The 12,504-nt window shown below is 63.3% G+C and carries 11 protein-coding genes; 5 read left to right on the plus strand and 6 right to left on the minus strand.

Features of this window, described 5'->3' with window-relative positions; translation table 11 throughout:
• Positions 1–4 precede the first annotated feature (4 nt).
• From J8I34_RS07350 to dnaA, 4 genes are all read right to left on the minus strand, one after another.
• Positions 5–343: a hypothetical protein gene (locus tag J8I34_RS07350; RefSeq protein ID WP_209805730.1), complete on the minus strand. Its 339-nt coding sequence runs from the start codon at positions 341–343 to the stop codon at positions 5–7.
• Between the two features lie 546 nt (positions 344–889).
• A complete protein-coding gene (gene gyrB, locus J8I34_RS07355; protein WP_209805731.1) occupies positions 890–3,415 on the minus strand; it encodes a DNA topoisomerase (ATP-hydrolyzing) subunit B in 2,526 nt (841 codons plus the stop codon).
• Between the two features lie 212 nt (positions 3,416–3,627).
• Positions 3,628–4,743 (minus strand): DNA polymerase III subunit beta, encoded by a 1,116-nt coding sequence (gene dnaN, locus J8I34_RS07360; RefSeq protein ID WP_029046420.1) that lies wholly within the window; start codon positions 4,741–4,743, stop codon positions 3,628–3,630.
• A 368-nt stretch (positions 4,744–5,111) separates the two neighbouring features.
• Complete coding sequence (gene dnaA / locus J8I34_RS07365; protein ID WP_209805732.1) at positions 5,112–6,929, minus strand: chromosomal replication initiator protein DnaA; 1,818 nt, start codon at positions 6,927–6,929, stop codon at positions 5,112–5,114.
• An 803-nt stretch (positions 6,930–7,732) separates the two neighbouring features.
• On the opposite strand from dnaA, the gene rpmH reads away from it, so the two are divergent.
• The 5 genes from rpmH to tam all read left to right on the plus strand — a co-directional run bounded on the left by rpmH (position 7,733) and on the right by tam (position 11,467).
• Positions 7,733–7,867 (plus strand): 50S ribosomal protein L34, encoded by a 135-nt coding sequence (rpmH, locus tag J8I34_RS07370; RefSeq protein ID WP_008650850.1) that lies wholly within the window; start codon positions 7,733–7,735, stop codon positions 7,865–7,867.
• Between the two features lie 139 nt (positions 7,868–8,006).
• A complete protein-coding gene (rnpA, locus tag J8I34_RS07375; protein WP_209805776.1) occupies positions 8,007–8,459 on the plus strand; it encodes a ribonuclease P protein component in 453 nt (150 codons plus the stop codon).
• A 10-nt stretch (positions 8,460–8,469) separates the two neighbouring features.
• Complete coding sequence (yidD, locus tag J8I34_RS07380) at positions 8,470–8,778, plus strand: membrane protein insertion efficiency factor YidD (RefSeq protein ID WP_029046423.1); 309 nt, start codon at positions 8,470–8,472, stop codon at positions 8,776–8,778.
• Between the two features lie 21 nt (positions 8,779–8,799).
• Positions 8,800–10,470, plus strand: coding sequence for a membrane protein insertase YidC (gene yidC, locus J8I34_RS07385; RefSeq protein ID WP_209805733.1), 1,671 nt, complete (start codon positions 8,800–8,802; stop codon positions 10,468–10,470).
• A 226-nt stretch (positions 10,471–10,696) separates the two neighbouring features.
• Positions 10,697–11,467, plus strand: coding sequence for a trans-aconitate 2-methyltransferase (gene tam / locus J8I34_RS07390; RefSeq protein ID WP_209805734.1), 771 nt, complete (start codon positions 10,697–10,699; stop codon positions 11,465–11,467).
• 25 nt (positions 11,468–11,492) lie between these two features.
• Here tam and J8I34_RS07395 read toward each other — a convergent pair whose 3' ends face one another.
• Together J8I34_RS07395 and J8I34_RS07400 are read right to left on the minus strand one after the other, a co-directional pair.
• Positions 11,493–11,879 (minus strand): VOC family protein, encoded by a 387-nt coding sequence (locus J8I34_RS07395; protein WP_029046426.1) that lies wholly within the window; start codon positions 11,877–11,879, stop codon positions 11,493–11,495.
• A gap of 25 nt (positions 11,880–11,904) precedes the next feature.
• Positions 11,905–12,342 carry a PaaI family thioesterase gene (locus J8I34_RS07400; RefSeq protein WP_209805735.1) on the minus strand — a complete coding sequence of 146 codons (438 nt, stop codon included), beginning with the start codon at positions 12,340–12,342 and terminating at the stop codon, positions 11,905–11,907.
• Positions 12,343–12,504 lie beyond the last annotated feature (162 nt).

Below are 12,504 nucleotides of genomic sequence, written 5' to 3' on the forward strand. Positions count from 1 at the left end.
GGCTTCAGTTCTCATTAGCGCCCTCTATGGACAGAATTTTCAAGCGAGTGACTCGCTTCCAATCAAGCTGCCCGTCCTCCAATCGGGGCTCTGGACGATTGTTCACGGTTGCTGTAACAGCATAACCTCCATCAATATAGACAAATATTTGGATATCCGAGCCCGCATCAAAAACAGCGAAGCCCAAATCCACCATATCGACTGGTGAGGCGCTCGCGCGAAGGTCTGCGAGTCGTGTGCGCAGCGAACGTGCCGCCTCTTCCCCCAGACGTCGTTTTGCGGACACGGAGCTTTCGCATATCTGGCGAAGCTTTTCGTTTTGAAAAGCCAGTTGTATCGGCATCAGGGCGTATGGATACGCGTTTTTCGCGGCGACGCCTCGAGTTAAGCGAAGATCGAGTGCATCACGGCTTTGTTGTTGGCGGGACGTGGAAGGGCAGCGACTCTCGCGCCAGCGGCAAAACATTGCCTGTCAGGACTGTATCTTAGCAATAACTGAGACTTGAAGCAGGCCAAACACGACGCTACTAACGACTGTCGTGACGAAGCCTAAGTGCGCCGTTATCACGACGAGACAGCTGCCCCGGAGCGTGAGCTGCCGCGCAGCCTATACCAGGAGATTCGTTCGTTGAGCTTCTTCCCCAGAAATTCCTCCCTGGGGGTGCCGAGTTTGACTTCTATTTTCATGCCGGTACCGCTGCAGAAGTAGCCTCGCTCGTCTAGCAGGGCTTCAGGGCTGTTTGCTTGGTCATATTTTCTTAGGCATTTTTGGGAGGCATCAGCGCGCGTCGACGAATTGCCCGAGCTAGAACTATTAATGAGAAAGACCCATAAATTTCTCAACTTATGGGTCCGGATTCTCAGGTTATGCGTTCCTATACAGACAGCATTAAACGTCAATATTTCTAGCAACTAGCGCATTGGACTCGATGAAGTTCCTTCGCGGCTCCACCTCATCCCCCATCAGCGTCGTAAAGATCTGATCCGCCGCAATAGCATCCTCAATCTGCACCTTCAGCAGTCGCCGTTGGGTAACGTCGAGCGTCGTCTCAAACAGCTGCTCCGGGTTCATCTCACCAAGACCCTTATACCGCTGACGAGAAACCCCACGCTCCGCCTCCGAAAGCAACCACTGCATCGCCCCATGGAAGTCATTGACAGTCTGATCCCTCAGCTTGTCACCTTCCCCGCGCTGCACCTTGGTCCCCTCAGGCGTCAGCCCTTGGAACGTCTTGGCCGCATTGGACAGCGCCGCATAATCCGCACCGTGGACAAAATCCGCATCCAGATGCGACAGCCGCACGTTGCCATGATGACGACGCGCAATCATCAGCCGATGCTTGTCAGTCTTCTCATCAAACTGCGCATACACATCAGCCGTGCCATCGTCGTTGACGGCAGCGCCAATCAACGTCTTGGCATGCATCTCCGCCAACTTAGCCTTCAGTGCCACCGCTGACGCTTCCGCCGCCGCAGCACTATCCAGATCCAGCGTCACGCCGTCCGCGATGGCACGCAGAGCGTCGGTATCCACAATGCGCGACAAGCGGCCAATCACGCCCTCAGTCAGCTGATACTGACGCGCCAGCTCGGTCAGCGCATCCCCGCTGATCTCCGACCCATCCGGCCGCACCAGCGACGCCTTCTCCATCGCCAGCTTCAACAGATAAGCATTGAGCTCGACATCATCCTTGATATACCGCTCTTCCTTGCCATGCTTGATCTTGTACAGCGGCGGCTGCGCGATATACACATAGCCGCGCTCGATGATGTCAGGCATCTGCCGGTAGAAGAACGTCAGCAGCAGCGTACGGATGTGCGAGCCGTCCACGTCCGCGTCGGTCATGATGATGATGCGGTGGTAGCGCAGCTTTTCCAGGTTGTAGTCGTCCTTGCCGATGCCGGTGCCCAGCGCGGTGATCAGCGTCAGCACTTCCTGGCTGGAGAGCATCTTGTCGAAGCGGGCGCGCTCTACGTTCAGGATCTTGCCCTTGAGCGGCAGGATGGCCTGGAACTTACGGTCGCGGCCCTGCTTGGCGGAGCCGCCTGCGGAGTCACCCTCGACCAGGAAGAGTTCTGACAGGGCGGGGTCTTTTTCCTGGCAGTCGGCCAGTTTGCCGGGCAGGCCCATGCCGTCCATCAAGCCCTTGCGGCGGGTCATTTCGCGGGCCTTGCGGGCGGCTTCGCGGGCGCGGGCGGCGTCTACGATCTTGCCGCAGATGATCTTGGCGTCGCCCGGGGTTTCCAGCAGGAAGTCGTTCAGGGCCTTGCCGACGAGTTCTTCCACCGGCAGGCGCACTTCGGACGAGACCAGCTTGTCTTTGGTCTGCGAGCTGAACTTGGGCTCGGGCACCTTGACGGAGAGCACGCACGACAGGCCTTCGCGCATGTCGTCGCCGGTGGTTTCCACCTTGGCTTTCTTGGCGACTTCGTTTTCTTCGATGTACTTGTTGATGACCCGGGTCATCGCGGCGCGCAGGCCGGTCAGGTGGGTGCCGCCATCCCGCTGCGGGATGTTGTTGGTGAAGCAGAGCACCTGCTCGTTGTAGCCGTCGTTCCACTGCATGGCCACTTCCACGGCGATACCGTCTTTTTCGGTATTGGCGTAGAAGATGGTGGGGTGCAGCACGCTCTTGGAGCGGTTGATGTATTCAACAAAGCCCTTCACACCGCCGGAGAAGGCAAAGTCTTCTTCCTTGCCGGTGCGCTGGTCGACCAGCTTGATATGGACGCCGTTGTTCAGGAACGAGAGCTCGCGAATGCGCTTGGAGAGGATCTCGTAGTGGAACTCGACGTTGGTGAAGATTTCTTCGTCGGCCAGGAAGTGGACTTCGGTGCCGCGCTTGTCGGTGGCGCCGATGACCTTCATCGGGGAGACTTCAACGGGCTGGCCGTCGGGGCCGGGCACGGTCTCGATGATGCGGTTCTGCACATCGCCCTTGGCGAACTCGATCAGGTGGACCTGGCCGTCGCGGCGCACGGTCAGGCGCAGCCACTTGGAGAGCGCGTTCACGCAGGACACGCCCACGCCGTGCAGGCCGCCCGATACCTTGTAGCTGTTCTGGTTGAACTTGCCGCCGGCGTGCAGCTCGGTCATGGCGATTTCTGCCGCGCTGCGCTTGGGTTCGTGCTTGTCGTCGAACTTGACCAGGGGCGGGATGCCGCGGCCGTTGTCGACGATGGAGATCGAGTTGTCGCTGTGGATGGTGACCTGGATCTCGGTGCAGTAGCCGGCCAACGCTTCGTCGATGGAGTTGTCCAGCACCTCGAACACGAGGTGGTGCAGGCCGGTGCCGTCCGACGTGTCGCCGATATACATGCCCGGGCGCTTGCGTACCGCCTCCAGGCCTTCCAGGATCTGGATCGAGGAGGCTCCGTAGGTGTTTTCCTGTTGTGCTGCTTGCGGTTGGGTCATGTTTTCCTACTCACGGCAAATGCGGAAACCGGCCATATCGGCAAATTTGCCAGGCCAGGGGCTTCCGCAAGGCGGTTACTAAAAACGGCAAAAGGGGCGGATCGCTTGCGATCCTGCCCCCGCTGCAAAAGGACTGCCCGATTGTTGGCGGGTGTCGTAGCGTGCCGTTTGCTGCTCCGGTATGTCGTTCTCTGCGTGTCCTTACCGGATCATCAGATGCGCATCGGCATGACGACGTACTTGAAGTTGTCGTCTTCCGGCACGGTAATCAGCGCACTCGAATTCGAGTCGCCGAGGCTGACCTGCACTTGCTCGGTCTTGAGGTTGGCAAGGACGTCGAGCAGGTAGGTCACGTTGAAGCCGATATCGAGCGCGTCGCCCGAGTAATCGAGTTCCAGCTCTTCCTGCGCCTCTTCCTGGTCGGCGTTGGTGGAGCTGATCTTGAGCATGTGCGTGTCGAGGATGCAGCGCACGCCCTTGAATTTGTCGGTGGTCAGGATCGCGGTGCGTTGCAGCGCCTGCTGCAGCCGCACGCGGTCGATCGCGAAGGCGTTCTTGTAGCCCTTGGGGATCACGCGCTGGAAGTCGGGGAACTTGCCTTCCACCAGCTTGGAGATCAGTTCGATATTGGCGAACGTGAACTTGACCTGGTTCGCGGCCAGCTGCACCGTCACCGGATCGTCGTTGTCTTCCAGCAGGCGCTGCAGTTCCAGGATGGTCTTGCGCGGGATGATGACTTCCTGGCGCGAGCCGACGCCAGCCGCTTCGTTCTCCAGCTCCACGCCGCAGTAGGCCAGGCGGTGGCCGTCGGTGGCGACTGCCATGACCTTCTTGCCTTCCACCACCAGCAGCATGCCGTTCAGGTAGTAGCGGATGTCCTGCTGCGCCATGGCGAAGTGGACCATCGCCAGCAGGTGCTTGAAGGTCTTCTGCGGCAGGCTGACGCTGGCGTTGAATTCGCTGGCTTCGGCAACGGTCGGGAATTCTTCGGCGGCCAGCGTCTGCAGTGCGAAGCGGCTCTTGCCGGATTGCACGGTCATGCGCTTGTCGTTGAGCGACAGGGCCACGTCGCCGTCAGGCATGGCGCGCAGGATGTCGAGCAGCTTGCGCGCGGCCACGGTGGTGGCGACGCTGTCGTTGCCGACGCCGCATTCCGCATGCGTGGTGATCTGGATTTCGATGTCGGTCGACAGGAAGGACACGTTCGACCCGGACTTGCGAATCAGCAGGTTGGCCAGGATCGGGAGGGTGTGGCGGCGCTCCACGATGCCGCTCACGATTTGCAGCGGACGCAGCAGGTTGTCTCGCGAGGTTTTGACCAATTGCATTGAATTTATCCTTCGTCGTTTGTAGTCGGCGACCGCAGAACGCAAACAACTCCAAATTCACTTAGGAATCAAGGAGTTAATATGCCATTGTACCAAGGATAAGCCGCTGCGGTGAAGCGGGGCGGGACCGGCGGGCGGGCCAGCTGTGCACAAAAAGCCACGCTGGCACTGAATGCGCCTGCCATCCCGGCCCGACTCACCGCAAAGCCTTATCGGTGGCCACTTTCCGGACTTTTGCTCCGGCGATGCTGACGTTAATTCCCCAGGCGCCACGGGTTGTCCGTGGCGCGCACCCTACAGTATGCCAGCCTCGGGGGCCGGCCCTTCAAAATGCGCCTTTCCCGGTCTACGGCCGGGAAGGCCATACATCAACCCTTGAGCGTCTGCTCCAGCACGTGCAGCTCGTGGTTGAGCTGCGCATCCTTGCTGCGTTCGTCGGCGATCTTGCGCACGGCGTGCAGCACGGTGGTGTGGTCGCGGCCGCCGAACAGCTCGCCGATCTCAGGCAGGCTCTTCTGCGTCAGCTCCTTGGCCAGGTACATCGCGATCTGGCGCGGACGGGCAATATTGGCAGGCCGCTTTTTCGAGTACATGTCAGCGACCTTGATGTTGTAGAAATCCGCGCAGGTCTTCTGGATGTTCTCCACCGAGATCTGGCGGTTCTGCACCGTCAGCAGGTCCTTCAGCGCTTCGCGCGTCACCTCGATGGTGATGTCCTTGCCGTGGAAATTGCTGAACGCCAGGATCTTGCGCAGCGCGCCTTCCAGCTCGCGCACGTTGGAGCGCAGGTGCTTGGCGACGAAGAAGGCGACTTCTTCCGGAACGTTCACGTTCTCGGCGGCGGCCTTCTTCATCAGGATCGCCACGCGCATTTCCAGCTCGGGCGGCTCGATCGCCACGGTCAGGCCGGAGTCGAAGCGCGAGATCAGGCGGTCGTCGATGCCGGTGATTTCCTTGGGGTAGGTATCGCTGGTGATGATCACCTGCGCCCGGTTGGCGATCAGGGCCTCGAAGGCATAGAAGAACTCTTCCTGCGTGCGGTTCTTGCCGGAGAAGAACTGGATATCGTCGATCAGCAGCAGGTCGAGCGAGTGGTAGTAGCGCTTGAACTCGTCGAACGCCTTGCGCTGGTAGGCCTTCACCACGTCGGACACGTACTGCTCGGCGTGGATGTAGCGGATGCGCGCGCGCGGGTTTTCCATCAGCATGTGGTTGCCGATGGAGTGGATCAGGTGGGTCTTGCCCAGGCCGACGCCGCCATAAAGATACAGCGGGTTGTACGACTTGCCCGGGTTGTTGGCGACCTGGATGGCGGCGGCGCGCGCCAGCTGGTTGGCTTTACCGGTGACGAAGTTGTCGAACGTCAGGATCGGGTTCAGGCGCGAGCGCTCGTGGACCGTGTCGCTGGGCTGGTGGCCGGGCATGCCGCTGGCGCCGCCCATCGCTTGCTGCGACGGGTGCGGCTGGTGCGCCTGCTGCGGCTGCACGCGGTAGGAGCGCGCGCTGGCTTCGGCGGGGTCCATGTGGACCACGTCGATATCGCCCATGTCGTTGGCGTGCTGGCTGCCATGGGCGCCCATCTGGCCCATCTGGCCATGGTGCTGCTGGCCCATGCCGGGCATCGGCGCACGCGCGCCGCCCGGGACCGAAGCGGCGGACGGATTTCCCGGATTGCCATATGGCGGCTGGCCCATGCCGTAGGAAGCGGCGGCGGGATAGTCGCCATAGCCCGGCTGGCCGGCATGGCCGGATTGGCCGGCCATGGGGTAGGGCGCCTGCGCGCCCATCTGCTGGCCGCCCGGGTAGCCGCCCATCCCCGTACCCGGGGCTGCGTGGCCATCCATGCCCGGCATGCCCATGGCGCCGCCCTGCTGCGCGTGCGCGCCCGGCCCGATGGCCGGTTGCGGCGCCTGCATATAGGCAGCGGCACGGCCGGAGGCCGCGGGATCGAGCACGAACTGGACGCTGACCTGCGCTTCCCAGTACTCGCAGGCCAATGCGGTGATGCGCCCCGAAAACTGGCTCTTGACCCAGTCGAGCTTGAAACGGTTGGGCGCAGCAATCCGCAGCGCGTGCGTTTCTTCATCGAACGCAACGGGCGCCAGCGGCTTGATCCACGTTTTGAACTGTTGCGGCGTCAGCTCGCGCTCGAGTTGCGCGGCTGCCGCCTGCCAGAAATCTTGCATTGTTTGTTGTTTAGTAGTGGCACCCGGGGATCGCGGCCCGGGCACATCAAAAGCGGCGTTTACGTTGCGTCGACCGGGCCTTACTTGCCGAACTGGTAATCACTACCAGTTGGCGTACCCCCGCGACATGCCAGCGCCAGCCAACGAGCGACCGACTCGCCGCACTGTGCGCGCGTTAACTCATGCGTTTTTCGCGGAGGGGGACCCGGGTTGCGCCTGCGCCACGCAGCCCGTGATGTGTTTGGACCGGGATTGTACCCCCGGCCCGGAGTTATCCACAAAGGATAAGTCTGTGGACAACTTGTGCAAATTCAGTGGATTGTTGTGCACAACCCGTGGTGCAGTGCGGGGTAGCGGGCTGTGGAAACCCGCGAAAATTCAGGGAAAACATAGACTTCGGCCTGAGTTGTCTTATATGTTGGCGGCGCTGCATGCACATAAATTTGTGCACCGTCCACTGTGGACAATGACGCACTGACAAGTTCTTCGGTATGTGGCATATGTGCCGGCGCACAACATCGTTTACCTTGACACCTTCGCTAAAACTGGATTAAATGCCGGGTTCTGCGATGCGGCAGGGGATCACGTATGCGCATCGCCGGGTCTGGCCTGTTCGTGCCGTCCGCGCCCACAGGCCCACGCCTGCACCGCGCCGCCGGCCGGCAGCAAGACAGAACCAGAATCGTCGGCAACACCGCGGCAGTTCCTTGCCAGCGGCAGCCCCATGCGAACCATACGCGGCGGCCACGGCACCCCGGCACCGGCCGAAGCCGGGCACGCCCAGATCAACCAGAGAGTGCAACATGAAACGTACCTACCAACCTTCCGTTACCCGCCGCAAGCGTACCCACGGTTTCCGCGTGCGCATGAAGACCCGTGGCGGCCGTGCCGTCATCAACGCTCGCCGCGCCAAGGGCCGCAAGCGCCTGGCCATCTGAGGCCCGGGCAACCGGCGCCGTCGATGCCTCTTGCCTCGGGCCCAGGGCGGCCTGCGCAGTTTGCGCCGCGCAGTTTGCACCGGGTTGCCGCCGGGTCCAGCTAGTCAGTCAGCAGTATCTCTCGCCAGCCTTGCCCAGCGTGTCAGCCCATGCCTTCCCCAAAGCCGCGAGGCTAACAAAGACGGATGAGTTTTCATCCGTTTTTGCTTTGCGGCCCCGGCGTCGCAGCACGCATTTCGTGCTGTACGTGCGTGCCAACGGCCAGGCCGAAGCCCGGCTGGGCGTGGTCGTGGGCAAGAAGTTCGCGCCGCGCGCCGCCGAGCGCAACCTGGTGAAGCGGATGGCGCGCGAGCTGTTCCGCCAGCGCCGCGAGCAGTTGTCGGGGCGGGATGTGCTGTTGCGCCTGCAGGCAAAATTCCCGCGGGCGGAATTTGCCACGCGCACGGCGGTCCGACAGGCGTGCGCGGCGGAAATCGCCAGCCTGCTGGAGGTGGCGGCCAGGCCGCTGCCGCCGCCCGCTGCCAACCCTGCACCGCCCGCCCCACCGCCGGCTTCTGCCCCGCAGAGCCAGCCACCGGGCCTTCCGGCCTGACGGTCTCACCATGAAGCGAATCCTGCTAGCCCTGCTGCGTATCTACAAGATCGCCCTGAGTCCTTACCTGGGCTCGCAGTGCCGCTTCCTGCCGACCTGTTCCGACTACGCCCGCGACGCGATCGTCCATCACGGCGCCGCGCGCGGCAGCTGGATGGCGGCCTGCCGGCTGTGCCGTTGCCATCCTTTCGCACAAGGCGGGTATGATCCCGTGCCGGGCACGGAAACCGACACAGCCAGGGCGGACTCCGCCTCGGGCCGTTCCGTCCATGCCGCGGCGGGCCATGCGCCTGCCGCAATCCGTCTGCCCAGACCCTGATTTCTCCGACCACAGCCAGACATGGATATCAAACGCACCATCCTCTGGGTCATCTTCTCGATGTCCCTCGTGCTGCTCTACGACAACTGGCAACGCTCCCAAGGCCACGCGTCGATGTTCTTCCCGAGCGCGACGCAGCAGCAGGCCGCTTCGGCGCCGGCCGCCAGCGGCGCGGCCGCGCAGGGCGACGTGCCCAAGGCCAACGTCCAGCCGGGCGCAGCGGCTCCGGCCGCCGGCGCTGCGCCGCAGGCCGCCGCCCAGCCCGCCGGCGAGAAGATCGTGGTGACCACCGACACGGTGCGCGCCGAGATCGACACCGCCGGTGGCATCGTGTCGCGCCTGGAACTGCTCAAGGAGCACGAGAAGGACGGCAAGCCGGTGGTGCTGTTCGAGCGTGACAACGTGCGCACCTACATGGCGCGCTCGGGCCTGATCGGCGGCGACCTGCCCAACCACACCACGGTGTTCACCGCAGCGCCGGGCCCGCGCAACCTGGATGGCGCCGAGCAACTGGAAGTGGTGCTGACCGGCGAGAAGAACGGCGTAAAGCTGGTGAAGACTTACATCTTCCGCAAGGGCAGCTATGTGGTCGACACCAAGTTCGATGTGACCAACGCGGGTACCGCGCCGGTGTCGCCGACGCTGTACCTGGAGCTGGCGCGTGACGGCACCAAGGTGGAGCAGTCGCAGTTCTACAGCACCTTCACCGGCCCGGCGGTCTACACCGACGCCGACAAGTACCACAAGATCGACTTCGAAGACATCGCCAAGGGCAAGGCCACCGTGCCGGCCGCCGCCAACAACGGCTGGGTGGCGATGGTGCAGCACTACTTTGCCTCGGCCTGGATCCCGCAGACCGGCAAGGAGCATAGCTTCTACGTCCAGCAGATCGATCCGAACCTGTACCGCGTGGGCATCCAGCAGCCGCTGGGCGAAGTGGCCCCGGGCGCCACGGTGAGCACCGATGCACGCCTGTTCGCCGGTCCGCAGGAAGAGCACATGCTCGAGAAGGTCGCCCCGGGCCTGGAGCTGGTGAAGGACTACGGCTGGCTGACCATCCTGGCCAAGCCGCTGTTCTGGCTGCTGGAGAAGCTGCACGGCTTCCTGGGCAACTGGGGCTGGTCGATCATCGCGCTGACGGTGCTGATCAAGCTGGTGTTCTTCCCGTTGTCGGCGGCGAGCTACAAGTCCATGGGCAAGATGAAGGACCTGCAGCCGCGCATGACCGCGATCCGCGAGCGTTACAAGAACGACCCGCAGAAGATGAACCAGGAGATGATGGGGCTGTACAAGACCGAGAAGGTCAACCCGCTCGGCGGCTGCCTGCCGATCGTGATCCAGATCCCGGTGTTCATCGCGCTGTACTGGGTGCTGCTGTCGTCGGTGGAAATGCGCGGCGCGCCGTGGCTGGGCTGGATCAAGGACCTGTCGGTGCCGGATCCGTTCTACATCCTGCCGATCGTGATGGCCGTGTCGATGTTCCTGCAGACCAAGCTGAACCCGACGCCGCCGGATCCGGTGCAGGCCAAGGTCATGACGATCATGCCGCTGGTGTTCTCGGTGATGTTCTTCTTCTTCCCGGCCGGCCTGGTGCTGTACTGGGTGGTGAACAACATCCTGTCGATCGCGCAGCAGTGGCAGATCAACCGGATGCTTGGCAAGGGCAAGACGGCGGTTGTGGCCAAGAGCTGATTGCCCGATCGCAACAATTCGATGCAGTTACCACGAAGCCCGGCAGTGATGCCGGGCTTTTTGTTTGGTCGATCGCTGATGGAGCTGGACTGTCGCGCGGTTTGCTCCCCTCTCCCATGAAGTGGGAGAGGGGAGCCTTGTTCCCGCGGTGACGGCTGCGGCTGGCCTCTGCTGGCTGCGGCAGGCGTATGCTACTGGCCTGCGCCTCAATGCCTGGAGACCCACCATGAGCTGGTCCGCCCGCCAATACGTTGCCTTCGAAGACGAACGCACCCGTCCCGTCCGCGACCTCGTCGCCGCCATTCCCAACGAGATCGTGCGCAATGCGGTGGATATCGGCTGCGGCCCGGGCAACTCCACTGAGGTATTGCTGGCGCGGTACGCGGGCGCATCGATCACCGGCCTGGACAGCTCCGACGACATGGTCGATGCCGCGCGCAAGCGCCTGCCTGATGTGCAGTTCCGCGTGGCCGACATCGGCGCCTGGGATGATCCCGGCCCGTACGACGTGATCCTGGCCAACGCCGTGCTGCAATGGCTGCCGGACCATGCCAGCCTGTTTCCCAAACTCGTTTCCAAGCTTTCGGAAGGCGGCACGCTGGCCGTGCAGATGCCTGACAACCTGGAAGAGCCCGCGCACCGGCTGATGCGGCAGGTGGCGGCGGAAAGCCCGTGGGCGGAGCAGCTGGCCAGCGCCAGCAAGGCGCGCGCCGAGCGTTCACCGGCGCAGTGGTACTACCAACTGCTGCGCCCGCTGTGCCGGCGCGTGGATGTGTGGCTGACCACCTACCACCATCCGCTGGCCGGCGGCGCGGCGGCGGTGGTGGAGTGGTTCAAGGGCAGCGGACTGCGGCCTTTCCTGCAGCCGCTGGACGAGGCCGGGCGCGTGGCGTACCTGGCGCGCTACGAAAGCGAGATCGCGAAGGCGTATCCCGCGCTGCCCGACAAGTCGGTGCTGCTGCCGTTCCCGCGGCTGTTTATCGTGGCGACGCGCTGAAGCGCCGCCTTCCGGATCTGCCGGATCAGGCCGGCTTGTGGCACACCGCTTCGATGTTGTGCCCGTCCGGGTCCAGCACGAAGGCGCCGTAGTAATCAGGGTGGTAATGCGCCCGGACACCCGGCGCGCCATTGTCCCGGCCGCCCGCCTCGATCGCGGCGCGGTAGAAGTTGTCCACAAGCTCGCGGCTGTCCACGCGGAAGGCCACGTGGACCGGCGGCCGGTTGGGCTCGCCGCGGTGGATCCAGAAATCCGGCTTGCCCGGTGGCCCGAAGCCTGCCACGTCGGTGCTGCCGGTGACGCTAGCCGGAAATTCCTTGACGAGGCCGTAGCCGATGGCGCCGAGCGCGGCCAGGTAGAACGCGCGGCTTTTGGCGTAGTCGCTGACGCTGGCGCCGGTATGGTCGATCATGCTTGGTTCCTTGCAGTGGGTTGGCTCAGGCCAGGTCCAGCACGCTCATGGTGGCGTTGTAGCGGCTCACCAGCACCGATTCGCCGTGCACGTCCGCAAACACATCCGCCTCGACCACGATGATCGAGCGGCCGGACTTGAGCACGTCGGCACGGCAGCGCAGCCGTTCGCTGCGCACGGCCCTGAGCAGGTTGATCTTGAATTCCGCGGTGACCACGTGCTGGCCCGCTTCGAGGATGGTGCTGGCCGCCGCGCCCGCGGTGTGGTCGGCCATGGTGGCCTGCACGCCGGCATGGACGATGCTGCCGTGCTGCAGGTGACGCGGCGTGATGGCCAGCGTCGATTCGCACCAGCCTGGCCCACAGTCCGCCAGTGAAATGCCGACGTCATTGACGAACGCGGCCTGGCGGAAGCCGGCCTCGATGGTGTCGCGCAGCAGGAGACGCTCCTGTTCAGTGGTCATGGCGGGTCCTCGGTCAGGTCACTGCATCACCAGGCGGTGTGCGCATTCCAGCGCGACGGCGGATCCCTGTCAACCGTGGCGGCGCCTGATGCGTCGCGCGGAAGCATTCGCGCGTGCCGTCGCCTACACTGGTGGCATCTGCGTCCCGCCTGCGCGCCTGCC

The sequence above is a fragment of the Cupriavidus phytohabitans genome (assembly GCF_017815025.1).
Lineage (GTDB): Bacteria > Pseudomonadota > Gammaproteobacteria > Burkholderiales > Burkholderiaceae > Cupriavidus.